The organism is Edaphocola flava, assembly GCF_004118155.1.
Taxonomy (GTDB): domain Bacteria; phylum Bacteroidota; class Bacteroidia; order Chitinophagales; family Chitinophagaceae; genus Edaphocola; species Edaphocola flava.
Genome location: NZ_SAIQ01000001.1, coordinates 713,677 through 740,573, shown reverse-complemented (window position 1 = coordinate 740,573; position 26,897 = coordinate 713,677). Strand labels below are relative to the sequence as shown.

At 44.9% G+C, this 26,897-nt stretch carries 20 protein-coding genes; 10 read left to right on the top strand and 10 right to left on the bottom strand.

The window, feature by feature from the left end:
* Positions 1–22 precede the first annotated feature (22 nt).
* Positions 23–1,825, top strand: a complete 1,803-nt coding sequence (locus tag EMP01_RS03230; RefSeq protein WP_202615982.1) for an OmpA family protein — start codon at positions 23–25, stop codon at positions 1,823–1,825.
* Positions 1,826–1,914: 89 nt separating this feature from the next.
* Positions 1,915–2,760, top strand: a complete 846-nt coding sequence (locus tag EMP01_RS03225) for an outer membrane beta-barrel protein (RefSeq protein ID WP_129020042.1) — start codon at positions 1,915–1,917, stop codon at positions 2,758–2,760.
* A gap of 76 nt (positions 2,761–2,836) precedes the next feature.
* Here EMP01_RS03225 and gltX read toward each other — a convergent pair whose 3' ends face one another.
* A complete protein-coding gene (gltX, locus tag EMP01_RS03220; protein ID WP_129020041.1) occupies positions 2,837–4,360 on the bottom strand; it encodes a glutamate--tRNA ligase in 1,524 nt (507 codons plus the stop codon).
* A gap of 109 nt (positions 4,361–4,469) precedes the next feature.
* Between gltX and EMP01_RS03215 the strand changes: the two genes are divergently transcribed.
* A complete protein-coding gene (locus EMP01_RS03215) occupies positions 4,470–4,976 on the top strand; it encodes a 3'-5' exonuclease family protein (protein WP_202615981.1) in 507 nt (168 codons plus the stop codon).
* Between the two features lie 263 nt (positions 4,977–5,239).
* Here the strand turns inward: EMP01_RS03215 and EMP01_RS03210 are convergent, their stop codons facing one another.
* Positions 5,240–6,478: a PQQ-dependent sugar dehydrogenase gene (locus tag EMP01_RS03210; protein WP_129020040.1), complete on the bottom strand. Its 1,239-nt coding sequence runs from the start codon at positions 6,476–6,478 to the stop codon at positions 5,240–5,242.
* 178 nt (positions 6,479–6,656) lie between these two features.
* On the opposite strand from EMP01_RS03210, the gene EMP01_RS03205 reads away from it, so the two are divergent.
* The 4 genes from EMP01_RS03205 (at position 6,657) to EMP01_RS03190 (ending at position 13,551) form a co-directional block, all read left to right on the top strand.
* Entirely contained in the window at positions 6,657–8,324 is a 1,668-nt protein-coding gene (locus EMP01_RS03205; protein WP_129020039.1) for a DNA polymerase/3'-5' exonuclease PolX, read from the top strand.
* A 243-nt stretch (positions 8,325–8,567) separates the two neighbouring features.
* Positions 8,568–10,769 (top strand): alkaline phosphatase PhoX, encoded by a 2,202-nt coding sequence (locus tag EMP01_RS03200; RefSeq protein ID WP_129020038.1) that lies wholly within the window; start codon positions 8,568–8,570, stop codon positions 10,767–10,769.
* A gap of 20 nt (positions 10,770–10,789) precedes the next feature.
* Positions 10,790–11,710 (top strand): leucine-rich repeat domain-containing protein, encoded by a 921-nt coding sequence (locus EMP01_RS03195; RefSeq protein ID WP_129020037.1) that lies wholly within the window; start codon positions 10,790–10,792, stop codon positions 11,708–11,710.
* A 14-nt stretch (positions 11,711–11,724) separates the two neighbouring features.
* The gene (locus tag EMP01_RS03190) at positions 11,725–13,551 is read left to right on the top strand and encodes a cytochrome c peroxidase (protein WP_161971203.1); all 1,827 of its coding nucleotides are present in this window, start codon (positions 11,725–11,727) and stop codon (positions 13,549–13,551) included.
* Between the two features lie 55 nt (positions 13,552–13,606).
* Here the strand turns inward: EMP01_RS03190 and EMP01_RS03185 are convergent, their stop codons facing one another.
* The 6 genes from EMP01_RS03185 to EMP01_RS03160 all read right to left on the bottom strand — a co-directional run bounded on the left by EMP01_RS03185 (position 13,607) and on the right by EMP01_RS03160 (position 21,138).
* Positions 13,607–14,575 carry an AAA family ATPase gene (locus EMP01_RS03185; protein WP_129020035.1) on the bottom strand — a complete coding sequence of 323 codons (969 nt, stop codon included), beginning with the start codon at positions 14,573–14,575 and terminating at the stop codon, positions 13,607–13,609.
* Positions 14,576–14,630: 55 nt separating this feature from the next.
* Positions 14,631–15,977 (bottom strand): MFS transporter, encoded by a 1,347-nt coding sequence (locus EMP01_RS03180; RefSeq protein WP_129020034.1) that lies wholly within the window; start codon positions 15,975–15,977, stop codon positions 14,631–14,633.
* 66 nt (positions 15,978–16,043) lie between these two features.
* Positions 16,044–18,677, bottom strand: coding sequence for a SusC/RagA family TonB-linked outer membrane protein (locus tag EMP01_RS03175; protein WP_129020033.1), 2,634 nt, complete (start codon positions 18,675–18,677; stop codon positions 16,044–16,046).
* An 87-nt stretch (positions 18,678–18,764) separates the two neighbouring features.
* The gene (locus EMP01_RS03170) at positions 18,765–18,971 is read right to left on the bottom strand and encodes a hypothetical protein (protein ID WP_129020032.1); all 207 of its coding nucleotides are present in this window, start codon (positions 18,969–18,971) and stop codon (positions 18,765–18,767) included.
* A 111-nt stretch (positions 18,972–19,082) separates the two neighbouring features.
* Entirely contained in the window at positions 19,083–20,342 is a 1,260-nt protein-coding gene (gene chrA / locus EMP01_RS03165) for a chromate efflux transporter (RefSeq protein ID WP_237559457.1), read from the bottom strand.
* 79 nt (positions 20,343–20,421) lie between these two features.
* Positions 20,422–21,138 carry an outer membrane beta-barrel protein gene (locus EMP01_RS03160; RefSeq protein WP_129020030.1) on the bottom strand — a complete coding sequence of 239 codons (717 nt, stop codon included), beginning with the start codon at positions 21,136–21,138 and terminating at the stop codon, positions 20,422–20,424.
* Positions 21,139–21,235: 97 nt separating this feature from the next.
* Here EMP01_RS03160 and EMP01_RS03155 point away from each other — a divergent pair, with 97 nt between their 5' ends.
* Positions 21,236–22,264 carry a dipeptide epimerase gene (locus EMP01_RS03155; protein ID WP_129020029.1) on the top strand — a complete coding sequence of 343 codons (1,029 nt, stop codon included), beginning with the start codon at positions 21,236–21,238 and terminating at the stop codon, positions 22,262–22,264.
* A gap of 124 nt (positions 22,265–22,388) precedes the next feature.
* Positions 22,389–23,291, top strand: coding sequence for a hypothetical protein (locus EMP01_RS03150; protein ID WP_129020028.1), 903 nt, complete (start codon positions 22,389–22,391; stop codon positions 23,289–23,291).
* Positions 23,292–23,308: 17 nt separating this feature from the next.
* Here the strand turns inward: EMP01_RS03150 and EMP01_RS03145 are convergent, their stop codons facing one another.
* Together EMP01_RS03145 and EMP01_RS03140 are read right to left on the bottom strand one after the other, a co-directional pair.
* A complete protein-coding gene (locus tag EMP01_RS03145; RefSeq protein ID WP_237559456.1) occupies positions 23,309–24,931 on the bottom strand; it encodes an ABC transporter substrate-binding protein in 1,623 nt (540 codons plus the stop codon).
* Positions 24,932–24,962: 31 nt separating this feature from the next.
* The gene (locus tag EMP01_RS03140; protein WP_129020027.1) at positions 24,963–25,892 is read right to left on the bottom strand and encodes a hypothetical protein; all 930 of its coding nucleotides are present in this window, start codon (positions 25,890–25,892) and stop codon (positions 24,963–24,965) included.
* Positions 25,893–26,062: 170 nt separating this feature from the next.
* Here EMP01_RS03140 and EMP01_RS03135 point away from each other — a divergent pair, with 170 nt between their 5' ends.
* Positions 26,063–26,755: a zinc metallopeptidase gene (locus tag EMP01_RS03135; protein WP_202615980.1), complete on the top strand. Its 693-nt coding sequence runs from the start codon at positions 26,063–26,065 to the stop codon at positions 26,753–26,755.
* The last annotated feature ends 142 nt before the right edge of the window (positions 26,756–26,897 follow it).

The following is a 26,897-nucleotide window of genomic DNA, read 5'->3' as shown; positions in this document are numbered from 1 at the left end:
TTTTAAATACTAAAAGGGATTTATGAAACAAGCGATACTCACTACTATGATTGCCCTTGGCCTAACCGGCTCGGTAGTAGCTCAGGAGACCGTTCCGGTTCCTGCAACAGGAATGGAACAAAAGCCATTTCAGATTACCTTATTCGGAGGCTTAAGCATGCCGACCGGCACTTACAGTGGGGCACCGGGAAAGGCTAAGAACGGAATCAACGGCGGTCTGGCACTGGATTACTTCTTTAATAATAGTAACTGGGGTATCGGCATCGATGCACGCTATCAGCAGCATAAACTGAAAGCATTTAACACCGATTCAAATGCTGCAGGCAGTTATATCTACACTTTCCAGGATGGATATACCACCTTTACACAAAAGGGCAATGCCTTCCAGCATATAGCGCTGAGCCTCGGCCCCGTGTACAGAACCCGTTTCGGAGCATTTGACCTGAATGTCTTTGCAAGGGTAGGTGCGCTGATGCAGCAATACCCTCAATACCAGCAGGACCTTTATGCAATGAACCCCTTCACCGCACAGTATGAGCACCTGATCACACCGGTGTATACCGACAACAGTTCCGATAAACCGCTAGCCCTTATGGGACTGGCCGGGGCTAGACTGGTCTATAATATAAACAGCAACCTGGGTATTGTATTGCAGGCCGATTACCTGAGTAGTTTTGGCAAGGCAGGTAAGTTCACCGTCACCCAACATGAGCAGACTGCACAGGTATTGGATGGTAGCATTAAATTCTGGGAAGAACCGGAAGGCTCGCGTAATTACGTAAATAATGTAGATCAGTATTTTCGTAAAGAGACCACCAGTAGTACTACACCGATCACCAACATGAATATAAGCCTGGGGCTGCAATTGCGCTTTGGCAACAGTAGTAAGCGCAGTCATGATAACAGCGGCGGGAACCAGAGCAAAGGTGCTGTAGAAACCATTGTGATGGTAAAAGATAAGAAAACAGGTCTGGCATTAGGCGGCGTAAAAGTACAGATCAAAGACGCCGGAGGTGTCGTATATACAGGTATTACCGATGCCAACGGGATGATCAATACCAAACTGGCTGCTAAAGATTATACCGTTGGGGGTGATAAGAACGGAGTGGCTACAACCAGCGCCCAGATTGCCCAGACAGAGTTTAAAGGCAATAATGTATACAAAGAACTGTTTCATGATGATGAACGTTTCACCCTGGTGGGCGAAACCATTGACTGTAAAACCGGACATAAAATTTCAGGTATAGAAGTCAACCTGACACAGGGCGATAATGGTGCTATGCTCACACAGATATCTGATAAAGAAGGTCGCTTTAATTTTCAGCTGGACCCTAAGAAAGATTATAATATTGTAGCCAGCGAGCGCGGTAAATTTTCCCAGACAGAACTGGTGACCACTAAAGGACTGGATCGTAGTAAGACATTGTATGTAACCCTTAAGCTGGGTGTATGTGATCTGAAAGAAGGCGAAGCATTTGTGGTGAAAAATATTTTCTACGATTTCGATGCTTCTGCCATCCGTCCGGATGCCGCTATAGTATTGAATAATATTGTACGTGTTATGAAAGCTAATCCACGCATGACGATAGAGTTATCCTCTCATACCGACAGCCGTGGCGACCGCCAGTATAACCAGACCCTGTCACAACAGCGTGCGGAGGCTGCAGTAAACTACCTGGTGTCTAAAGGCATAGCCCGTAAACGCCTGGTGGCAAAAGGTTATGGAGAAAACCGTCTGGTAAATAACTGTGCCGATGGTACGAACTGTACCGAAGAAGAGCATGAGCAAAACAGGAGAACAGAAATTAAAGTATTGAAGTATTAAAATATACGATCATAGCAAAGCGGTCCGTTTAATCAGCGGACCGCTTTTGTTTTAGGAAAGCAGTAACTTTGGCCCACAAAAATAAACATATGAGCAGATTATTGTTGGTAGCACTGACCGCATTATTAAACGGAACTATGGCTTCGGCACAGCAAGCGGAAGAGGCAGTGAGTCTTAAACGTGCTCCGGGTGCTTTTGAATTGAACCTTGGTGCTGGTGCGAGTTTGCCAATGGGAGATTATGCCGGTACGACCGGAAAAGCGAATACAGGTTTCAATATCGGGCTGGACGGTAATTATTATTTCATGGCCAATAATCGCCTGGGATTGAGTTTAGGCCTGGGTTACCAGCAGCATAGTAAAGATACCATCGTAGATAACGGAGCTTATTCTTTTAATATTAAAAACGGATATACTGAATTGTATCAGAAACCGAATCCTGCATTTCGTCAGTTCGGCTTATTCATCGGACCAGTATATAAAGTGCTGGAAAATGAACACTGGAGTGCGGATGTACGACTGAGGTTAGGTTTTGTGAATGTTAGCAACCCGGATTATTACCAGGCAGTATGGGCCAAGAATCCTTTTAATGCAAATAAATACGAGGGTGTAATCGTATCTGCTACTGCTTATAATTACGAAGGGTCTACCCGTTTTGCACTGATGCCGGGCATCGGTGCAGGAATCACTTATCGCTTTACACCCAAGCTGGGTATTAATCTGAGAGCAGATTATTACCAGGCATTGGGCAGAAATGGCAAAGTGGGGGCTGTAGAAAGAGAGATGAAGTGGCAGGATCTGATCAATAACGGAATCACATTTTCCAACAAGACATATAATAATTCTTCAGATTTTGCATCTGATTATTTTGTCGAAAAAGCTACAACAGCCATACAGGTACTGAATGTAAACATTGGTTTGCAATACCGCTTCTAACATTGTATGGGGTATATAAAAAATGATCTCCGGGAATACTATTCCCGGAGATCATTTTTTATATATCTTGATTGCTTTATGCAAGTGCTGCCAGCACATGCTGTACACGGGCTTTGGTCTCTTCCAGTCCAATGAAATGTATGATATCAAATACACCCGGTCCGAATTTACCACCCACCAGCATAATGCGTAGTGGCATCATCAGTTCACCTTTTTTCAGCCCTGCCTCAGCAGCCAGCGCGCCGAAGGCAGCTTCCATAGCAGCTGGCTCATCCAGTTGTGCCAGGCCATCCATCCATTTGGTGAAGAAAGCAGATTTTTCAGCAGTCCATTTAGGTTTCACCGCATCCAGATCATGCGTAACCGGTGCCGCGAATAAGAAAGAAGCCTGCTCTGCAAAATCGCTCAGCAGATGACAACGTTCTTTTACCATAGCCACCGCTTGCTCCAGTTTCTGATCGTCTGCAACAGTAATGCCTTTTGCCTCAAAATAAGGCTTGCTCAGTTGTGCCAGACGAGCATTGTCTGCACGCTGAATATGTTGCTGGTTGTACCATTTGGCTTTTTCATAGTCAAATTTAGCACCACCTTTATGTACCCTTTCCAGAGAGAATAAATCGCATAATTCTTCCAGGCTGAAGATTTCCTGCTCCATACCTGCATTCCAGCCCAGCATCGCCAGGATGTTGATAAACGCTTCCGGTAAGAAACCTTTTTCTTTAAAGCCCTCAACCACATCGCCCGTCTTGGGATCTTTCCATTCCATGGCAAATACCGGGAAGCCCAGACGCTCACCATCACGCTTGCTCAGTTTACCATTGCCATCCGGTTTCAGGATCAGCGGTAAGTGCGCCCATTGCGGCATTTCATTTTCCCAGCCCAGGTATTTCCACAGCAGGATATGAATAGGAGCACTTGGCAGCCATTCTTCTCCGCGGAAGGCATGTGTAATTTTCATCAGGTAATCATCCACTACCACAGCCAGGTGATAAGTAGGCATACCATCGCTTTTCAGCAATACCTTATCATCTACCAGTTGCGTTTCATTGCTGATGCTGCCACGGATCAGATCGGTAAATTGTACCGTTTCGTTTTCCGGCATTTTAATGCGGATTACATATGGTGTTCCAGCATCAATCAGTTCCTGTACTTCCGCAGGAGACAGGTTCAGCGAGTTGCGCATCTGTCCGCGGGTACGGTGGTCGTATTGAGGAGAAGGATTCTCAGTAGTTTTATATTGTTCGCGCATCTGCTCCAATTCTTCCGGAGTATCAAATGCGTAATATGCATTACCCTGTGCGATCAGTTGCTCGGCATACTGACGGTACATCGGTTTGCGCTCACTCTGGCGGTAAGGCGCATAAGCACCCGGATTCAGCGGGCTCTCATCAGGATTCAAGCCAGCCCAGTTCAGGCAATCAAAGATGTATTGTTCCGCACCCTCAACAAAACGGGTCTGGTCGGTATCTTCGACACGCAGTACAAAAGTGCCTTTATGTTTTTTAGCAAAAAGATAGTTGAATAAAACAGTGCGTACGCCACCTAAATGCAAGCCACCGGTCGGACTTGGGGCGAAACGAACCCTAACATGATTTTCCATGCCGCGAAGTTATTACAAATTGTTTGAGTTTAGAGAAGACAAATTTTAAATATGGAATAATCAAAATGTGTTTGATCGTATATTTGGTGATCCGCAAAATGATGAGATTATGCCCTATGTAATGGTCGATATAGAAAGTGATGGCCCTATTCCCGGAGATTACTCCATGATCTGTTTTGGTGCCGTATTGGTAGAAGAGCCTTTAGACAAGACCTTTTACGGACAGCTAAAACCCATATCAGAACAATTTATTCCAGAAGCGCTGGCAGTGTCCGGGTTCAGCAGAGCCGAGACGGAAACCTTTGCCGATCCGGCGGAGGTGATGCATGCATTTGCACAGTGGCTCAGCAAAAATGTAAAGGGGCAACCGATTTTCATCAGTGATAATAACGGTTTTGACTGGATGTTTATCTGCTGGTATTTCAACCGATTTTCATCAGTGATAATAACGGTTTTGACTGGATGTTTATCTGCTGGTATTTCAACCATTTTACCGGTAAAAATCCCTTTGGCTTCAGTTCTCAAAACCTGGGCAGCCTTTATAAAGGGATGCAGAAAGATATGTTTCAGAATTTTAAACACCTTCGGCGCACCAGGCATACCCATAATCCGGTAGATGATGCCCGGGGCAATGCAGAAGCCCTGCTGACCATGAAGCAGGAAATGGATTTAAAGATTCGTTTATAAAATTATACAGGCCGGTGTCATCACCGGCCTGTTCTATTCAGTTGTTTTTATGTCTTTGTTATCTACTGACTATCCGCATGTAGTCAACTCTTTTATTCGTCCTTTTGTCTGGGAACAAAAGGTACCAAATAACCATAAATGGAAACCTAAGAAATATTTTAGGTCTTTGGTTCCTTTAAGAGGATACTCAGTTTATAATTTAGAGATCTTATACAGCCTGCCCTGATCAGTTATCGCATATACATTACCCATATTATCCTGGGCCAGATCTCGGAAACGCTGACCTTCACTTTGCAGCAGGCGTTCTTCACCCGCAATCTTATTATTCAGGATTCTCAGGCGCACAATGTGTGTACCGCTTAAAGCACCAATCAGCAGGTTATTCTGCCATTCCGGGATCTGGCTGGATGTATAGAAGATCATACCACTGGGTGATACCACAGGGTCCCAGTAATAGCGAGGTTGTTCCATTCCATTCTGCTGTGTGATGCCGCTGCCTATCGTAGCACCGCTGTACTCTTTTCCATAAGTGATCACCGGCCATCCGTAGTTTTTGCCTGCCTCCACAATATTCACTTCATCGCCACCCAAAGGGCCAAATTCTGCGGCCCACAAAACATTATTAACCCTGTCTATAGCCAGTCCCTGCACATTGCGGTGACCGTAGGAATAAATTGCTTTCATAGCACCATTGGTATTCAGGAAAGGATTACCCGTAGCCGGAGTACCATCTGTTTTGATCCGGAGGATCTTACCCAGGTGACTATTCAGCTCCTGAGCCTGCGGGCGGGTTACCAGATCAGAACGCTCACCGGTACCCAGCAACAGATTGCCCTGGTTGTCGAAAAGCATACGGCCTCCAAAGTGTAAGCTACCGTTATAAGAAGGAGTAGCCTGGAAGATGACAGATGCATTCTCGATACTGTTCCAGTCCGTAGCCAGTTTACCTTTGGCAATGGCCGTGAGGTTGCCGCCACTTACCGGTTGGGAAAATGACCAGTATATCATCCGGTTCTGGCTGAAGTTCGGATCCAGCGCCACATCCAGCAGACCGCCCTGTCCGGCATTAGCTACGGCAGGGCTCACCGGTATGGTGTTTTCAATAGTACCCGTAGCACTGACAATGGCTAGTGTGCCCGCTTTCTGCGTAATGAGGAAACGCCCGTCCGGCAATACTTCTATGCCCCAGGGATTGCTGAGTGAGGATGTGAGTACCTCAACCTTAAGCGGGGTAAAGGTTTTGATCCCGTAAATGCGGGTCTGACCCTCAAATGCTGAAGGGTAATTGGTATTTGGAGGAGCGGTTTCAACAGGCGCAAAACGGCTTACCGTGTCATTACCCGGTTGCTCAGTACCGCCTCCATTTCCTTTTTTGCATTGTGTACTCCCTATTGCAATGGCAGAAAGGAGTACAATAGATCTTAAGTTCATAGCATATTTTTTAGAGGTAAATGGGTAAGTTGTTTCAAATATAACGTATAATGATAATTTGTAAATGATTGGTTAAGCTAATGTTTTCCTAAACAAGTCAAAGCTTAACAGGTATTCCCGGAGTCAGGCAGATATTAATGCTTATGTCTGATTGGCATTTTCACAATATATTTGTGCTATGACAAATCATGAAATTGCCGACCATTTTGAGCTGCTGGCCAAGCTCATGGATATCCATAACGAAGATAGCTTCAAAGCAAAATCATATGCCTCAGCGGCATTTCGCGTAGAGAAATTACCGGAGCAGCTTTCCGGTTTGTCTACCGATGCCCTTAAGGCCTTACCCGCTATAGGCGCATCACTGGCGGCAAAAATTCATGAACTGGATACTACAGGCAAGCTGGGCATCCTGGAAGATTATGTACAGAAGACTCCTCCCGGAGTAATAGATATGTTATCTATAAAAGGAATCGGACCTAAAAAGATCAGCCTTTTATGGAAAGAACTGGGCCTGGAAAGCATTGGCGAGCTGGAGTATGCCTGCCAGGAAAACAGGCTTACGACTATTAAAGGATTTGGCGCCAAAACGCAGCAGGCCATACTGGACAGCATTGCATTTATGCGTTCCAATTCTGGTTTCTGCCTGTATGCCGCAGCGGATGCTGTACTGGCTCAGATCACAGACCGTTTGCAGCAGTCATATCCCGATGCACTGATCAGTCCGGCAGGTGCATTTCGCCGCCAGATGCCGACACTGTCGCAACTGGATATGGTGACCACGCTCAACCGCGAACAGATCCTGACGGCATTTATAGGAATGGAGTACGAGCTTGCGGAAGTAAAGGATACAGAAAGCCTCGTAATCGTACTTGCCGGATTGCCACATATTACTTTTGCACTGGTAACGGATGCAACTGTATTTTATAAACAATTGTTTGCCGGAAGTGGGGAGCCGGAATTCCTGGAGGCTTTTGCCACACAATACCAGCTGCCGGAAAACATCAGTAGCGAGCAGGATATTTTTACGGCCAATAAACTAGCTTATGTACATCCAGCCATGAGAAATAACGCAGCCGTACTAACACAGGCTGCAGCAAATAACCTGCCGGAGTTGATCATGCCTTCCGATATTAAAGGCATCATCCACAGTCACTCTACCTATAGCGACGGACAACATTCGCTGAAGCAGATGGCAGAGGCTGCAAAAGCAAAAGGTTTTGAATACCTGGTGATCAGTGATCACTCTCAGGCTGCATTTTATGCGAACGGGCTGACACCTGAACGCATCCGCTTACAGCATGAAGAGATCGATAAACTGAACGCACAGCTGGCACCATTTAAAATTTTCAAAAGCATAGAAGCCGACATCCTGAATGACGGACAACTGGATTATACTGATGAGGTGCTGAGCACCTTTGACCTGGTCATCGGATCGGTACACAGCAATTTGAAGATGACAGAAGAGAAAGCCATGCATCGTCTGCTGACGGCTATTCAAAACCCTGCCACACGCATTCTGGGTCACCCGACTGGTCGCCTGTTGCTGTCGCGCAACGGATATCCTGTCGATCATAAAACCCTCATCGATGCCTGTGCGGAACATAAGGTCGTGCTGGAGATCAATGCACATCCGCGTCGCCTGGATCTGGACTGGACCTGGATCGAATATGCATTGTCAAAAGGAGTATTATTATCCATCAACCCTGATGCACACAGCATTGACGGCATGGACCTGGTGAAGTATGGCGTGCTGACTGCACAGAAAGGAGGACTGACTCCTGCGCAGAACCTCAGCTCTTTTTCTCTTGCACAAATGGAGCAGTTTATTGCAACGTACAAACAATAAGCGATGCGTACCGTACAGATCACTCAAACCGGCCTTATAAATCATAATGCCAGACTTCGTTTCCTTTAAGCGGACACTTAGTTACATTTATATAAAAAATATCCGGCTGGGCACAGTCGGATATTTTTTTATGTCAACCGTGTTTACATAATCTTCACCCTGGCATAATCTTTCGGTAACCTTTCAGTAATCTTTCTGTAACACTGTCATTGGATCTTTGTCTGCAAAATTTGACAATTGATTATGAAACGGAAATTTACACTTTTAGGTTGTGCGGCACTGTTAGGATTGGGGATGATGGAGGCTAATGCACAACAGATGACAACGGTATTGTTCCCTGCACAGAGCAGCTGGAAATACCTGGACAATGGTACCGATCAGGGTACAGCATGGACGGCATCTAATTTTGCTGATGCTGCCTGGACTTCTGGTAATGCAGAGCTGGGTTATGGTGATGGTGATGAAGCTACAATAGTAAGCTTTGGCCCGAATACCGCAACCAAATACACCACTACCTATTTCAGAGCACAATTCAACCTGGCTGCTTTACCAACAGCCAACCAGGATGTAGTAATCAAATTAAGAAGAGATGATGGCGCTGTTGTATATCTGAATGGTCAGGAGATCATCCGTGATAATATGCCGGCTACTTCTACTTATACAACATTTGCCAGCAGCAACACTGCTACAGAAAACGATTTCCGTATTCACGTAATTCCGGCCTCGGCATTACAGGTGGGTACCAATACATTCGCTGTAGAAGTACACCAGTGTGACCTGAGTAGTTCTGACCTTTCTTTCGCCCTGCAACTGGAACTGGTAGAACCAGTACCACCGGTTGTTTGCGATCAGGATCTGGACTCTTTACACATCTCTCGTTTTGTGTCTGTAATGCCAAGCACGCAGCCTGATTCTCTGAGAATCCCTGCTACACATACCTTCCAGATGTTATTACAGGAAGGCGATGCGTACACCAATGCCGCTGATGGCATAACCAAAGGTCTGTTTGACTTTACCGGTTATGTGCCGATCAATAACAGCAGCAGAAAAGGTTACCTGTCTATCAACCACGAGCTGGGTTCATGGCCTACTGCAGGTGTATCTATGCTGAACATTAACTTCAACGATACTACAGATACCTGGGTTATTACCAATAATGCCCCGGTAGACTTTGGTGGTATCGGTGGTACAGGCCGTAACTGTTCCGGTACGGTAACACCTTGGAACACCATCATTACTTCAGAAGAAACATTACCGACTGCTGATGTGAATAACGATGGTTACCAGGATATCGGCTGGATGGTTGAGATCGACCCGGCTACACACACGATCAAAGATTACGATAACGATGGCACACCGGATAAGATCTGGGGCATGGGTCGTATGAGCCACGAAAACTGTGTGGTAGCTCCGGATAAGAAAACCGTATACGAAGGTGCTGATGAAAGTTCTTACGGTTATGTATGGAAATATGTGGCACACACTGCTGGTGATATGAGCTCAGGTGATCTGTTTGTTTTAAAACTGGACGGACCTATCGGTTCTACCACAACCGGTGACTGGATCGGTATCCCTAACTACACTCCGGAAGATTGTAACAACGTAAGAACCTATGCATCTGCTGTGGGTGCTACTAACTTCAATGGTGTTGAGGATGTAGAGATCAGCCCGCTGGATCATAAAATCTATTTCACTTCAAAAGCAACCAGCCGTGTATACCGTTTTGCAGATAACGGCAGCACCGTAAGTCAGGCAGAAGTATTTGTAGGTAACAGTGCAACGATCTATAATATCGAAACTGCTGATGGCATTGTACAAGAGCAATGGGATGGCGGTGTAGATAACCTGACATTCGATAACGAAGGTAACCTGTATGTAATCCAGGACGGTGGCCGTAACCACATCTGGATGGTACCACCATGTCACACACAAACCAATCCTGCGGTAAAACTGTTTGCAGTAACACCAGCAGGTTGTGAACCTACCGGTATGACTTTATCTCCGGATAACCGTTATATGTTTGTATCAATGCAACACCCTGATGCTACCAATGCAACAGAGATGCGCGATGCAACCGGTGCCCTGGTTAAATTCAATAAAGAATCTGCAATCGTTATTGCCCGTAAAGAATTCCTGGGACCAGATGCGATCCAGGAAGAAGATACTACAACTTCTGTAAGAGTGATCGATCATGCAAGCCTGACCTCACTGTATCCTAACCCGACTACACAGAAAGTAACAGTAGTAATGAACAGCAAGATCACTGCAGCAGCAACAATCGAACTGTACAATGTAACTGGTGCGGTAGTACTGAAACAGGATCGTAAGATTACTTCCGGTAAAAATGAATTTGAAATTGATATGCAGCAATTACCTGCAGGTGTATACACCACAGCAATCCATATCAATGGTCAGACCTTACATACCAAAATTATCAAGCAATAATAATCTTAACAAATACCATAATGAAGCTCAAATATTATTTGAGTGCAACAATAGCCTTTCTTCTGGGAGGCTATTGTTTGCATGCACAGCAACCTGCATTTGACTGTACCAAATCTACTTTCCGTTCGGTAAACGAAGCGCTGAAATTTAAAGACTGTGCGACCATACTCTCTCTGCGTATTGTGAAAGATGAAGTCCTGAACCCGGAAATCGGGCAACTGGTACATCTGGAAACGGTAGACCTGCAAAAGAACAGCTATCGCTTTCTGCCGGAGTCTGTTGGCGCGTTGGTGCGGTTAAAAAGTATGATCATCAGTTATAATCATCTGAAGAAATTACCGGAAGCCGTAGGCAACTGGAAGCAGATCGAATTTCTGCAACTCGATAATAACGGCCTTTCAGATCTGCCCTTAAGTATTGCATCCTGGAAGCAATTAAAAACACTGGACCTGTCCTGGAACAATTTCAGCAGCCTGCAGAAAGAGATCACTAGCCTTAAAAGTATACGCCTGCTGGAAGTCAGCCATAACGGATTGCTGAACCTTCCGGAGCAGATCGGCAAGCTCAGTACATTAGAAGAACTGGACCTGACCTTTAATAAACTGAAGGCCCTGCCTAAATCGTTTACCCGGCTCGATAAATTAAAGAGCCTGGATCTGGGCGATAACCAGCTGGAAGTATTGCCGGAAAGCATTCATCAGATGAAGGCATTAAAATCGATCAACGTCAACAACAATCAACTGCGAACACTGCCAGCTTCTGTAGCCAGACTGAAATCGCTGGAGTCGCTGTACCTGAGTAACAATCAGCTGCAATCCTTACCGGAGAGCCTTTTTACAATGCAACACCTGCGTAACATTATTCTGGTCGGCAACCCGATCAGTAAAGACACCATCGATCGATTAAAGAAAGCACTACCCCATACGAATATCGTTTTTTAAGTATCAGCATGAACATGAATAAACACTGGATAAAACTCAAAACCCTTTTTGCCATTGCTGCAGTGATCATCACAGTGGCGCTACTGAGTGCAGAAAAACAAAATGATCCGGTTGCACTGGTGAATGCCTATTACCGTACACAGGTAGATAGTCTGCAAGGGCAGGTAAGGCTGCTGAGAGAAATGCTTATGACCAGGGCACCACAGGCACAGGTGCAGGAAGCCTTCCTGCAGTCTCGCCTGACCTATAAAAGAATAGAAGCACTGGTCGAATACCACTTTCCCGAAACCGCTTTAAAGATCAATGGGCCGAACCTGTTAGAGGCAGAAGTCTCCGAACCGGAACAACCCATTTATCCAACCGGGTTCCAGGTGCTGGAAGAGGTCGTATTCGCCTCAGATAACTGGGAGCCCAAAGCTGCAATTAAAGAAGTCGACGGCCTGATCTTCGCCGTTAACCGTTTGAAAGCCCAGCAGGCCAATATGTCGCTTACGCGCTCATCCGTGCTGGACGCCATCAAGCTGAACCTGTACCGGCTCATCACCCGCGGTATCAGTGGTTTTGATGTGCCGGTAGCATTAAACAGTATTCCCGAAGCCACCTCTACCATGCGTGCTACAGTGCAGTTGCTGAACATGTTCCCTGAGGCAGATCAGATGCATCAGTCCGCACAGAAAACACTGCAATACCTGGAGCAGTACACCGGAGATTTTAATGAGTTTGACCGCGCTGTTTTTGTATCGAAGTATGTAAATCCGCTTTGTGCCAGTATGTACCAGTACCAGGTCGATCATGCCATCCCCTTTGTGCAGACACATAACAGAGCTATTGCGGCCAATGCGCCACACCTGTTCAGTGAAGAGGCTTATGATCTGAGTTTTTATACCCCGACAGGTGCACCGAGACCGACCGCAGCAATTATTGATCTGGGCCGACAATTGTTTAATGACAACAGGCTTTCTGCAACCGGCAAGCGTAGTTGTGCTACCTGTCATATGGCAGACAAGGCCTTTACAGACGGCCTTGCTTTGAACGAAACCATTGCCGGAGACCGCAAGTTATTGCGCAATACACCCACCTTACTGAATGCGGCGTATCAGCCTGTACAATTCCTCGATAGCCGCGTTACTTTTCTCGAAGACCAGGTGCATGATGTGATTGCCAATCCGGCAGAGATGGGAGGAGCCTTTGAACATATTGTTGCGGCATATACAAAAGATAAGGTCTTCCGTAAATCCTATCAGCAGGCATATGGAAGCAATACCGTAACCGCTGCCAATATCAAATATGCACTGGCTGCTTATGTGCGCTCACTGACGGCGATGAACAGTCCTTTTGATCGGTACATGAGGGGCGATGAGCAGGCCATGACGGCGCAGGAGATCAGTGGGTTCAATATATTTATGGGCAAGGCCAAATGTGGGACCTGCCATTTCATGCCGGCCTTCAACGGGTCAGTACCTCCTTATTTTGAAAAGATGGAGAGTGAAGTATTAGGCGTGCCGCAAACACCAGATACCCTGAATGCTAAGCTGGACCTGGATTCGGGTAAATATCATTTATACAAAATTCCGCATCAGTTACATTCGTTCAAAACCACCAGTGTACGCAATGCCGCAGTTACAGCACCATATATGCATAATGGCGTGTTTGCCACTTTAAGAGAAGTAATCGATTTTTATAATCGTGGCGGAGGTGCCGGTTTAGGATTTGAGCTGGATAATCAGACCCTGCCCCCTGATCCGCTGGGATTAAGTGAGCGGGAGAAGAAAGACCTGGAAGCCTTTATCGGTGCATTGACCGACACGACTTCTTACAAGCAAAAGACTATCCGTTTATAAAAAGCATTGCGCCGCCCGTAGGGCGGCGCAATGCTTTTTATAAACCAACACTCATCTAAGCGCTGATCTGTTCTATGAATTTTTCAATAGTAATATTATCCGTAGCTGCTTTATAGTTCAGTACGATACGGTGTCTCAGTACCGCAGCAGCAACCGCTTTTACATCTTCAATATCTGGAGAGAATTTGCCATGTAGTACTGCATGGCATTTCGCCGCCAGCACCAGGTTCTGCGAAGCGCGCGGACCGGCTCCCCAGGCCAGGTATTTGCTAGCAGCCTCATTGCCATTCATGCCCGGGCGGGTACTCTGCGCCAGTTTTACGGCATACGACAAAACATTGTCCGGAACCGGAACCTTGCGGATCAGGCTCTGGAAATAAATAATCTCTTCGCCCGATAGCACCTTATCTATTGCCGCAACGGTATTTCCGGTAGTCTGTTTCACGATCTGTAACTCCTCTTCGAAGCTTGGATAGTCCACTTTGATCAGGAACATAAAACGGTCGAGTTGTGCCTCTGGAAGGGGATAAGTACCCTCCTGTTCGATCGGGTTTTGGGTAGCCAGTACAAAGAATGGCTGGGGTAAAGGATACTCCACACCCGCTACAGTAACTGTGCGCTCCTGCATGGCTTCCAGTAAGGCAGCCTGCGTTTTGGGCGGTGTACGGTTGATCTCATCTGCCAGGATGATATTGGCAAATACAGGTCCTTTGATAAATTTAAAATGGCGGCTTTCATCCAGGATCTCGGAACCGGTAATATCGCCGGGCATCAGATCAGGAGTGAATTGTATGCGTTTAAAGCTCAGGTCCATAGCATCGGCAAGCGTCTTTACCAGCAAGGTCTTTGCCAGTCCCGGAACACCCACTAACAGACTATGTCCGTTACACAGTATAGCCATAACCAATTGCTCAACTACATCCGATTGTCCCACGACAATTTTGCCGATAGCCGATTTCAGGGTTGCATATTTTTCCTGCAAATACTGAACCGCTGCTACATCTGAAGAAAATGCCTGTGTCATATATCCAAAATAAAAGGAATAAAAGCGAAAAACAAAAATTATTTATTGCCGTAAATCAGGATTTGCGGCGCTGCAAAGGAGCCTTATTGGTAAGCAGCAGCAATACAAATCCGATAACAAAGAAGCTGATCAGGGCCAGTATGGCATTGCGCATATTGCCGGTGATCTGTTCTATAAACGCAAAACTAAACATGCCCAGTACAATCGACAGTTTCTCCATTACATCATAGAAACTGAAATAAGAAGTATTATCCATCGTGTCTTTCGGGATCAGTTTGGCGTAGGTAGAACGGCTGAGCGATTGTATACCACCCATTACGACACCCACCAGTGTGGCAATGCCGTAAAACTCATAATTGGTGCGGGTATAGTAGGCCAGGCAGCAGATCACCACCCAGATAAATACATTCAGCATCAGTACCTTAAAATTGCCGATCTTAGCCGATAATTTGGCCATCAGCATAGCGCCCAGAATGGCCACCAGCTGTATCAGCAGTATGGCAGGAATCAGGTCCTGTGCCCCCATATTCACCCATTCTCCATCTACCAGTTTTTTGACCTCTTTGCTGCCAAATACCGCAGCAGCCAGCATTACCGTCTGTACGCCCATGCTGTAAAAGAAGAAGGCCGCAAGATATACTTTTAGTTTAGGCATGGTCTGCACCTGCTTCGAAACTTTTCTCAAAGCGCTGAAACTGCCGCGTACCACGCTTTTTGCTTTAGTACTATTGATTACCGGAACGGCAGGTTTGGGCAATACGGTGAATGGTATGATAGACCAGCCGATCCACCAAAGACCTACCAGGAAGAAGGAGATACGTGGACCCCAATCCTCGGTCTGTCCAAACCAGTCTTTGTATTTGAAAACAAATACCAGGCAGATCAGTTGCAGTAATACACAGCCAATATAACCATAGGCAAAGCCCTTGGCACTCAGCTGATCCTGCTCTTCTTTGATCGCAATTTCGGGGAGATAGGCATTGTAAAATACCAGGCTGCCGCAATAGCCGATCGCGGCTACCACAGAGAGAAGTATACCCAGCTCTATCCTTTGTCCGGTAAAAAAATATAGTGCCATGCACGCAATTGATCCGGTTAGGGTGAAGAACTGCATATAGCGTTTCTTATTGCCCCTGGAGTCGGCCATGGAAGATAGGATAGGAGAGAGTATGGCAATGACCAGGTAGGCAAATGCCAATGCATAGTTCAGCAGCGAACTGTTCACCACTTCCAGTCCGAAGAAGGAAACCTTATCTGCTGTAGCCTCATTGCGGGTAATGCTGATATAGTAAATAGGAAAAATAGTGGAGGTGATCACCAGGTTGTATGCCGAGTTGGCCCAGTCATACATGGCCCAGGCACGATGCACTTTTTTCTTATTGGGTAAAGACTGTTCAATCATCGGACTAAAATACAAAGTCCCTATGGTTTCTCCATAGGGACTGATTAAAAATATTTGAAATTTAAATTACAGGTCGATGTTTACACCCAGGCGTACCGTACGCATAGGCTGGTAACTGTACATCGGTGTGCCTATAGCTTCATTAGGGTTAAAGCCTTTGCGGGCGCTGATGAAGAACAGGTTTTCCCCACTGGCATACACACTCATATTATCAAAGCCCGATTTCTTATACAGTTTGAATGGCAGTCGGTAATTCAGGGTTACATATTTCAGGCTGGCCCATGAGGCACTGGTTGTAAAGCGGGAGCTGTACTTGTCATAATTATAGTTTATGTCTAATGCCGGAATGGTGGATGTCCTGTTGTCTGGATTCCATGCATTTAAGGCATCCTTATGATAGTTGCCATATCCTCCCATTAATGAAGAGTAATATGCATCATATGCGGTACCGCCAAGTGCGTAAGAAATAGCGAATTGCAGGCTGAAATTTCTGAATGTGATGCGATTGTACAATGAACCAAATACAGTAGGTAAGTTGCTTCCCTGAGATTGATAATCTGATTTCAAAAGGCTATTAATATCACTAGTAGTCGTTTTTTGTCCGTTAGTATATTTATAATATAGTGCAGCGCCAGTACGAGGATCTATACCTGCATATTCAGGTGCATACCATTCATTAGGATTCGCTCCCTTAGTGATTAAACCCCTGTAGGTATATATTGTATCATTTCCGGGAACAGCAGTTACTCTGGTGTTCCAGTGCGTAGCATGGAGACCTAAGTTCCAGCTTATAGCAGATCCGGAATTCGTAAGTCTTGTATTGATATTAACTTCTAATACCCTGGTTCTGGTATCTAATCCCTGACTAAGATAGCTACCTCCTACTGTTGGAGGAAAATACTGCACCAGATAAATGTTGCGGCCACTTTTCTGAAACCAGTTAAGATTTGCCTCAACACGATTTCCGGATATTTTAACTCCAAGGTCGATTTGTTTTTGTATAGGATTCATACCGTTTGATTGAACACTGTAGTAGGGCTCCGTTGCTATGGGGTTGAATAGATTGTATTGAATTACAGAACTACTGTAACCCGCAGAGAATTCCGTGTTCAACGTAGACACTTTTTGTTTCCAGTTGGCTAAAGTTGCCCAGCTCCAGTCGTTATCTTGAATATACGGATTGGCAGTTACTTTCAGTTGCTTTTGAAGCTTTGCCTGCACTTTCAATTTATTATTGAAGTCATAAGCAACGTCTCCCAGGACCGATTGAAAGCTATCCTGCAATAGTTCCGATATTCTATAACGGCCTACAATTTCATTTCGCCTGTCCAATGATGCCTTCATATTGAAGTATTGCGCCTTTACAGATAGCTGATGTTTATGCCATTGAGTATTGTAGCTGATTTCGGGTTGAAAAATGAAATTATCAGTTAATACACAGGTATCATCGGGAATACTGGTATATAGTTTCGCACGCTTCATATAGCTTGCTTGTACCGCAACATTCAGTCCCTGAACTATTTCATATTTAATGCTTGGAATCAAAAACAGGTTTCTATATCGTTGTGTATTTTTAAAACGGTCAAGCGCAGGTATGATCTTTATATTGTACGGATAATCAGAATATTGTTTTTTACCCGTGGTCGGGTCTATAAGTATATTGCCATCTGCATCTCTCTGGTACAGCGGATGTACAGGAGCTGTGTTGTATAGTGCAAAAATCGGATTAATATATGCTGTCCCATAAGTAAGCTGCTGATCTTTACTATAGCTGTACAATCCTGACAGGCCTATTTCCAAACCTTTTACTGGTCTGTAATGTGCCTGCAGATTGGCCCCCATACGTTCGAATGAAGATTTGATCATGTACCCATCATCTTTCGCATAATTTCCGGAAATAAAGACATCCGCTTTTTTCCATGTCTTTCTTGCGCTGACATTGTATTGTCGTAATAAACCTGATCTGGTGAGTGCATCTTTCCAACTGTCCTTATACTTTAATTGTGCATTAGGGTTCAGTTTTCCAGTTGTGGGATCAATCAATTCAGCATCCGGGACATTATACAAGTTATGTCCATAAAGTGCTGGGATCAGATTTTCAGAAGCGGCTTGTTCTGGAGTTGTACCTCCAACGACAGTTCTTCTTAACATTTGCCAATAGGTTTCATAATACTGACCCGGATCGGTAATGATATCGTACTGAGGTATGGCACGACTGCTGAATCCCATATTGGCATTCAGGTTCACATACCATTTTGAGGGCCGTGTAGCAGATTTTGCCGTACGGATATGAATGATACCATTTGTGGTCAGGCTTAATGGTGCACTGAAATTAGCGGGTATCTTTTCTACACTGATGCTTTCAATATTGTAGGTATTGATGGCGGACTTGTCTCCGTAGAAGGGCATACCATCGATCATAATCATAGGGCTGCTATTGCCATAAGGATTGGCGCTTCCCCGTATAATCATTTCAATGTCACTTCCGGGAGCGCCGGAACTGAATGTCTGCACTCCTGTTTGTGCTATACTCAATGCATTGGAGAAATTGGTAGATTGTGCCCAAATGTTTGGCTGTTTGTACACAACAATTTTCTTTGTGGCTTCTATAGTGGTGTTCGATTGATGCAGCGTTATACTGTCCTGCTGGGCTATAGCAGTTGCGGGTAATAATAATAATCCGAGTAAAAATTTATTCATGTAGGATAAAATATTTTTTCGGACGCAAGATAATAAAAAAGCGCAGGGTGGTATACCCTGCGCTTTTTTATATCAATGAACTATTGATTAGAAATCTTGTTTCGCAACTTTATCTTTGATCGCTTGTAATGCTTTCGCCTCACCCAGGATCGCGCTCATTTTATTGCCTTTTCCATCATCACCTTTAGCGATATAACCGCCTCTGGCTGTTTTAGAAACTACGGCATTGTGCATTGGTACGTTTTTCTCTTTTGTTTTCAAGCAATAAGCTGTAATGAATTTTGAAGTATCCATGTCGGTTTATTTTTTGGTATAATTAATTGTTATTCGAAGCAAATGTAACCTATTTTCATATAAAACAATACAAATCGGTATAAATCCGGTAGCCTTAACAAAAGTTTTCTGTTATCCCCAGAAATAGCCCAGAATTAATGCGGTGCCAACCAGCAGCGGAGGGGGTACTTTGGTATACCGGAGGGTAAGATAAGTGCCGATCAGCACGAGTATGCTCAGGAGATCAACATTCTGTACCCAGTCAAAAGATAATAAGTTGTGTTTTGTGATATGTAATATGTCCATCGAGAACAGTATGCCCGATGCCCATACAATACCAACAATCATCGCATTAATCCCTTCCAGTGCACGGTATATGATCACATGCTGTTTCAGGTTATGATAAATAGGATAGAAAAACAGGAGTAATAAAGTACTGGGCAGAAACACGGCTGTGATGGCCACCAGGCCGCCCAGTATCTGCCAGCCGCTGCCAAACTGGTTCATGGACATGCCACCTACATAGGCACAAACGGCAAATACCGGACCGGGTATAGCCTGTACCATACCGAAGCCGGTAATGAGTTCAGAGGAGCTCAGAAAAGGCTCTCTGCCAATAGCCAGGGGTCTGGTTACAAATTGAAAAAACATCATGGGCAGCAATGCCTGTCCGCCACCGTACACCAATGTACCGAAGCGGTAAAAATTTTCGGAGAGGTTAAAGATGCGCTTATAAGGCCAGTCGCCCCAGCGTGCCAGCTCACTGAGCAGACCTACCAGGATAAATACAGCTATATACAGGCGTATATTGATCCATTTCAGTTTCTTTCTCGGCTCTTTCTTTTCCGGGATACGCTTATTGCTGAGGTTGGTAATAAAGCCCGATAGGACGAACATCGCCGGGATAATCCAGGGATTATGAAATATCAGGGTTAGGGCTCCGCAGACAATCATGATGATCCAGGTGGCCAGGTTGCTGACCGATTTTTCCATCATTTTCAGTGCAGCATACACTACAAAGCCGATCGTCATGGGATGTATATAATGAAATATCGTGGTTTTGATCGCCTGGATATTCATATAAGTAATCAGGAAAGAAAAGGCACCCATCAGGATGGCTGCCGGCAATACCCATATCAGTAAGGTCAGAATGGCCAGTGTAGGGCCGCCGCGCTTATACCCGATCAGCATAATGGTTTGCGTAGAGGATGGGCCGGGCAGCATCTGACTGAAGGCATTCAGCTCCAGTAACTCCTCTTCAGTAATATCTTTACGGCGTTCTACAAAGATGCGAAGCATCATGCCCAGGTGACCCTGAGGGCCGCCAAATGCTGTAAGCGTATACAGCAGTACAGCTTTCAGAAACTCGATATGTCGATACAACCGGGTCAATAGAGGAGATTGGAAAGCAAAATATAAAAAAAGCGAAACTTTGGGTAAAGTTTCGCGGAGTATTTTGGATTAATTGCGGTTAAAGGCCACTGATACAGATTCCGAAGGACATCGGACGGATATCTTCCGGCCCTGCACCGGTATTAAACAGCGGTGTTACCGTGTATTGTGCAAATACGCTGAAGTTGCCATAACCGATACGTACAGTAGGGGTCAGTCTCCAGGTTTGCATATAACGTTTGGTATTTGTTTTATAGGTTACAAATTTACCCTCAATAGATTCTTTCTCTTTAAAATGGGCACCACCGATACCGTTAAAACCAACTTTTGCACCAATGGCAAATTTAAAACCGGTATTACGGTTGTTTTTATTGGCAAAATAGCGCAGTTCCAAAGGAGCTTCCAGATAAGTAGTATTCAGCTTCTGGCCTTTGAAGATAGTTTTATCAGTCTCCGTAAATACAGGACTGCCGGTACGTCCGTTCAGTACCATACGCTGGTTTTTGAAATAAATATTGTTAGAGGTAATGCCGACACCCGCACCGAAGCTGAAATTAGATTTCTTGATCGGGAAATCATAACACAGGTACACACTCACGCCTCTGCCTAGTCCACCGGTTTTTACAGAATCAGGAGCACCGGCCCAGCGATCGTGAGATAACTGGATCATGATATGGTCCTGAGATGGTTTACGTATATTTTTCTTTGCTGTTGGAGTTTCAGTGGTATTGTCCTGGGCGAAAACAGACATGCTGCCCATTAAACCCAATAAGATAGTGCCGAAGATTTTCTTCATCGCTTTTTTTATATGTTTATTTTTATAAAAGGGTACAAAGATAGGAGATTTAAATCGCTATTTTTGTCGTTCTGTGGTTTAATTTTTATCCTGCTTTATGTTACAATTACAATATCAACGTCATAATTTCCCTTTTCAGTATCCCTTTCGCATTTCAAAAGGAATAAAAACCCAGCAGGAAAGCCTCAGCATCAGCCTGGGTATTGCAGCCCTGCGCGGCTACGGAGAGGCTACAGCCATCAGCTACCACGATGTAACGGTAGAGGGCATGATCGCCCTGCTGGAAGCAAAGCGTAGAATGATTGAGCAATATAACCTGAATAGCCCCGACCGTTTCTGGCATTTCCTGCATCACCTCATTCCCGGTGAGCACTTCCTGACCTCGGCCCTGGATATCGCCGGCTGGGACCTGTTCGGACATATGAAGCGCCAGCCAGTGTACCAGTTACTGGGCCTGGAGTGGAAAGACATTCCCCTGACCGATTATACCATTGCCATTACCAGTCCCGAAGAAGCGATAAGTCGTGTGCAGGCGCACCCCTGGCCTATATATAAAGTAAAGCTGGGTAGCCGTGAGGATATGGAAGTAATCAAAGCGATCCGTAGCGTGACGGATGCAAAGATCAGGGTAGATGCCAATGAGGGCTGGACACTGGAAGAAGCCAGAATCCTATTGCCGGAGCTGGAGCAGGCCGGTATAGAACTGATCGAGCAACCACTGGAGAAAGGCAATGTAGAAGATATGCGTATCCTGAAAACACTGACAACCATTCCAATTATTGCAGACGAAGCCTGTCAGAGTGCAAAAGACCTGGAGCAGATTGCCGGATTGTATGATGGAATCAATGTAAAACTATCGAAGTGCTCTGGCCTTACACCAGGTGTAGACCTCATTCGTGCTGCAAAAGCCAAAGGGCTGAAGGTAATGCTGGGTAGTATGAACGAAGGCGTGATCGGTGCCACTGCTTTAAGCCATTTATTGCCTTTGGCCGATTATGCCGATATCGACGGACCACTATTGTCTGAGGATACAACAGGTATACAAGGCATCCGCTACGAGAACGGCCACATCCTGCAGCCTCAGGGCACAGGACTGGGGCTGAAGAAAGCACAATTGTCTGAATAGGAGTAAACGAAATATTTGACCTGTTATTTTGATGTGTTTTTTCTTTAGTGTACGTAAATAAATTTGTATTGTTTTAGACGCTTTCATAAACTTGTGTATATTTATGTAACAGCGTAATGAAAATATGGTGACATCGTTAAAACAAATTAAATTTTCACTTCAAGATATCTTGGGGAAATTAGACTGGAAAACCGAACAATTGCATGGCTCTCCTCCTAGCTTAAAATTTTCTGGCTTAAGTAATTTAAGAATACTTGTGAATGAGGTAGATTCTCTTGGCCTTTTTGATACAATTGTAGATGTAATAAAACAATCTGCAATATTTACGTCATCAAATGATCAGATGAATATTCAACAGTCTGAAGGAAATACACTAATTTATAATCTTAATCAGCTTAAACTGTTACTTGCAAATTTTTTAAATTTATTGCTTAAGACAGTGCCGGAAGAGTCGGTTGATTCGATAAATATTAAATTGCCACCAGTGAATGACTTCGATGAGTTATCCAAAGTCTCTCGAGATATTCATATTGCTTTATCACAAATAGTTTATAATGAGGAGGTCGGAGGTCACACAAAAATAGTAAGTGTCGAAAACGGATCAATATGGTTAAACGTTCTAATTGGCACGACTGCAGTTAGTATTATTGCAAGTGTAGTTTGGTCTGCTGCCGTTATATATAAAAAAATACAAGAAGGACGATTACTAGAACAGCAAATTAAGTCCTTGAAAGTCAAAAATGAAAGTTTGGACGATATTTTGAAAGCTCAGAAAGCTCAGACAGAAATTATGATACAGGCAGAAGCAGAACATATACAAACCGAAAATTTTTCAGGAAATGTTCCAGAAAACATAGAACGAATTAAAAATTCAATATCAATTTTTGCGAATTTAATAGAAAAAGGAGCAGAAATTCATCCTGCTTTAGTCGCACCTGAAAATGTATCGAATCTGTTTCCTGACCCTACAAAGTTAATTGGACTAGAGTCAAAAATTAAAAAAATTGGAAATGTCTCAGAGAATTAATTAGCTTTTGTAATAACTTACTTGTTTATTCGAACCCTTTTCAGGTCTATAATATTCAGCGGGTTCTCTTCGAATCCGCTGATGTTATTTTGGGTAAAATGCAGCATCTCGTCGTAGAACAGCGGCACCACAGGTGCTTTGCTGCTGATCAGGCTATCCATCTGTGCATACATATGGAAGCGGGTCGCATCATCGGCTGCCTGTAGGCTGCGCTCATATAAGTGATCAAATACAGGATCATTAAAACGCGTATAATTCGGCGGTGCTGGGAATTTACTATAGAAAAATGCCAGGTAGGTTTCTGCATCGGGATAATCGGCAATCCACTGTGCTTTGAAGAATGGTGCCTGTGAGCGGCTCATCTCCTGGCGCAGCAATCCGGGTTGCATCACCTGCACCCTTGCCGGTATACCAATATCGTTTAATTGTGTAGCCACAAAATTGCAGACATCCACATTCGCTTCGGGACATTGTAATATAATAGGGGCAAGACCTTTACCATTCGGATAGCCCGCCTCTGCCAGTAATTGCAGGGCTTTGGCCGGATTATATTCATAAGGGGTAGCCAGGCGCTTTTCTGTACCCGGCATGCCTTTAGGGATAAAACCCGTAGTGGCCGGTATGCCTACACCATTACGGAAGTAGGTCACGATTTTATTCCGGTCTATGGCATAATTAATCGCCAGGCGCACCTTAGGATGCAGTAGGGGAGTGCCTTTCAGTTTTGCATTGTCCTTGTCGACCAGTATACCCAGGTATTCCGTATTCAGGTATACCAGTTTCTTCAAGCGTATCTTATCCTGGAAGTCCGGTTTCAATGTGCCTTTCTTCGTCAGTACAAGGTCTTTGAAAGAACCGTCCAATCCGTTTACAAAATCAAGTTTCTTCTGCAGGAACAACAGGAATTCTGTTGCCTTGGTATCATTAAAACTTACCTGTACCGCATCCAGGTAGGGGAGCCTTTGGCCGCTGCTGTCCTGCTCCCAGTAGCCGGGATGCTTATACAACACCAGTGTATTACCCTCATCCCAGTATTGAAAACGGAAAGGTCCTGTGCCACAGGGATGATTGCGGAAATCCTTGCCCCATTTGCGCACTACCTCATGCGGTACTACAGAGCAGTAAGGCATGCTGAGTATCTCCGGAAGCGGGCGGAACGGTTGGTTAAGGTGAATGATAAAGGTACTGTCATTGATCGCCTCGAATGGCTGCTTGCTGCGCACCCGGTCATTAAAGATCCAGGCGCCGGAAGAGGCCGTCAGCGGGTCAATGAGCCGGTCGAAACTATATTGTACATCATATGCCGTCATGCGGCGGCCTTTGCCACCGGGAAAGGCTTCGTTGTCATGGAAGTACACATCTCTGCGGATATGAAAAGTATAGTGCAGCCCATCTTCGGATAGCTCCCAGGATTGCGCCAGGGAAGGAGTAACCTTAAGCTCCTTGTCCACTTCTGTGAGGGTATTGAATATAAAGTGCACGCCCCACATAATGCTCAGGTTTTTAGCAAATGCAGGGTCCAGCGTTTCCAGTCCGCCGGCCTGGTTGTACCGGAAGACCATCTTACGCTCCTTAGCCTTCTGTGTGCAAGAGCTCAGAAAGGCAAGGCATAATAGACAAACGATTGAGTTGCGCAGCACGGATGATTTTATTTGAAGGACAAAATAAGGTTTATTTTTCCAGATTTATAGTTTGCGGTCTGCCGCCGGCCGGTCTGAAGTTGCCCTGTACCATACCATTGCTGATCACCACACTGAATTTGCCCCAGCTGCCTTCCGCATCGAAATGATTGCTGCGAAAGCTGCCCTGTACGGGTATGGCTTTGCCAGTATGTACATTATATAACACACCACTCAGGGTTTTATCCATCACCGGGTCTAACTGCAATAGAACTGCATCACTTCCGATCTTGCCGGAGTACAGGTTAGGCAGGCTATTGGTCACCATCTTTTTCATTTTTACATCAGGGTTCAGCCCGAATACGCCGAAGCCATAATTGCTCAGCAGGTTTTGCACCGGTTGTACCGGCATGTCCAGAACCGCACGGTATGGCGTATTTGCAGGGAAGCATGATGATGACTGGATGGAAATAATGCCTTGTTTTAACGTAAAGATACCCAGGTTGTTTTTCAGGCACTTATTCACCTCCTCCTTACTTTCTGCAGGAATATATTGTGCAATAGCATCGGCATGCTGGCGTAAAATCATTCTTTTCAGTTCGCCCAATCCGGTGGAAGAGAATAGATCGGTGATGCCGATCACCTGCCCGGTAGCCGCATTAAAAGCAATACTTTTAGCTGGTACAGGCAGTGTGCTGTCTATCGGTGTGCAGCGTACAGACAGACAGCGATTATTGTTCAGAAGGATAACATAATCATAAGCACAGGTTAGACTGTCCTTATGAGGCTCTGCCAGGCTGCCCACTGTAGCCAGTTGCAGGTATTCATTAATGCGTTTGCTTACCTTCTTCGCTTTCTTATTAGAAAATACAGGTACGCTGCCATCTTTCAGATTAAGGGTGCTTACTTTGAAATAATTGTCTTGTGCTGTAAGCAGGAAAGTCGATAAGCAGGCCAGTATACTCAGGAATAATGTTCTCATGCTTGTTGAATATATGTTAAAAAACAAATGATAAATGGGATTGATTTATGCCAGAAATTGCACCAAATGCGGATTTCAGCCCTTAAAAGTATAAAAATGTCATAACATCTGTCAAAATTAATTTGGTCCCAAATTTGTACCTTTAATTATAATCAAACCAGTATTAAATTATGATGGGTTATTATCTGATTGCCGGTATTATGTTCCTGGTCGGGATGTATGTCAGTAATCGACTGAAAAGTAAATTTGAAACGTACAGCCATGATCCGCTGATGAGCGGCATGTCCGGTAAAGAAGTGGCAGAGCAAATGCTGCTTGATAATGGTATCATGGATGTAAAGGTTATTTCCACACCGGGAAGACTGACCGACCACTATAACCCGGCAGACAAGACCGTAAACCTGAGTGAATCGGTATATGCCAGCAATAGTATTGCTGCCGCTGCAGTTGCCGCCCACGAATGCGGTCACGCGGTACAGCATGCCACCGGTTACAGTATGCTGCAATTACGCAGTAAGCTGGTGCCTGTGGTGAATATCAGTACCCGTTTATCTCAATGGGTGATTATGATAGGCCTGGCGCTGTTGGTGGCCAAGGCGAGCCCTATAGTGATGCTGGTAGGTATTGTATTATTTGCTTTGTCTACAATATTCAGCCTGGTTACCCTGCCGGTTGAGTATGATGCCAGTAACAGGGCGCTGAAGTGGCTGGAATCTACCGGGATAACAGTAGGTGCCGATCATGATAAAGCACAGGATGCATTGAAATGGGCGGCCAGAACTTATGTGGTGGCTGCAATCAGTTCTATTGCAACCCTGATCTATTATATCATGCTGTTTACCAACAGCAGATCACGGGATTAAAACAAATGAAGAAACGTATAAAAAAAGCGGCTCATGTGAGCCGCTTTTTTTATACAACATTTTAACTATTATTTATTGGGTACCAGTCCCGAATACTTATCTTTGTTGGTTTGGTATCATAGCCAAGGGCTATCCCAAATAA

What these genes read in the sequence shown, in the direction of transcription:
- EMP01_RS03160 (WP_129020030.1), bottom strand. Translation starts at nt 21,138, where the DNA reads ATGAAGAAAATCTTCGGCACTATCTTATTGGGTTTAATGGGCAGCATG.
- EMP01_RS03135 (WP_202615980.1), top strand. Translation starts at nt 26,063, where the DNA reads ATGATGGGTTATTATCTGATTGCCGGTATTATGTTCCTGGTCGGGATG.
- EMP01_RS03225 (WP_129020042.1), top strand. Translation starts at nt 1,915, where the DNA reads ATGAGCAGATTATTGTTGGTAGCACTGACCGCATTATTAAACGGAACT.
- EMP01_RS03190 (WP_161971203.1), top strand. Translation starts at nt 11,725, where the DNA reads ATGAATAAACACTGGATAAAACTCAAAACCCTTTTTGCCATTGCTGCA.
- EMP01_RS03215 (WP_202615981.1), top strand. Translation starts at nt 4,470, where the DNA reads ATGCCCTATGTAATGGTCGATATAGAAAGTGATGGCCCTATTCCCGGA.
- EMP01_RS03205 (WP_129020039.1), top strand. Translation starts at nt 6,657, where the DNA reads ATGACAAATCATGAAATTGCCGACCATTTTGAGCTGCTGGCCAAGCTC.
- EMP01_RS03170 (WP_129020032.1), bottom strand. Translation starts at nt 18,971, where the DNA reads ATGGATACTTCAAAATTCATTACAGCTTATTGCTTGAAAACAAAAGAG.
- EMP01_RS03175 (WP_129020033.1), bottom strand. Translation starts at nt 18,677, where the DNA reads ATGAATAAATTTTTACTCGGATTATTATTATTACCCGCAACTGCTATA.
- EMP01_RS03195 (WP_129020037.1), top strand. Translation starts at nt 10,790, where the DNA reads ATGAAGCTCAAATATTATTTGAGTGCAACAATAGCCTTTCTTCTGGGA.
- gltX (WP_129020041.1), bottom strand. Translation starts at nt 4,360, where the DNA reads ATGGAAAATCATGTTAGGGTTCGTTTCGCCCCAAGTCCGACCGGTGGC.
- EMP01_RS03155 (WP_129020029.1), top strand. Translation starts at nt 21,236, where the DNA reads ATGTTACAATTACAATATCAACGTCATAATTTCCCTTTTCAGTATCCC.
- EMP01_RS03230 (WP_202615982.1), top strand. Translation starts at nt 23, where the DNA reads ATGAAACAAGCGATACTCACTACTATGATTGCCCTTGGCCTAACCGGC.
- EMP01_RS03150 (WP_129020028.1), top strand. Translation starts at nt 22,389, where the DNA reads ATGGTGACATCGTTAAAACAAATTAAATTTTCACTTCAAGATATCTTG.
- EMP01_RS03185 (WP_129020035.1), bottom strand. Translation starts at nt 14,575, where the DNA reads ATGACACAGGCATTTTCTTCAGATGTAGCAGCGGTTCAGTATTTGCAG.
- EMP01_RS03140 (WP_129020027.1), bottom strand. Translation starts at nt 25,892, where the DNA reads ATGAGAACATTATTCCTGAGTATACTGGCCTGCTTATCGACTTTCCTG.
- EMP01_RS03200 (WP_129020038.1), top strand. Translation starts at nt 8,568, where the DNA reads ATGAAACGGAAATTTACACTTTTAGGTTGTGCGGCACTGTTAGGATTG.
- EMP01_RS03180 (WP_129020034.1), bottom strand. Translation starts at nt 15,977, where the DNA reads ATGATTGAACAGTCTTTACCCAATAAGAAAAAAGTGCATCGTGCCTGG.
- EMP01_RS03210 (WP_129020040.1), bottom strand. Translation starts at nt 6,478, where the DNA reads ATGAACTTAAGATCTATTGTACTCCTTTCTGCCATTGCAATAGGGAGT.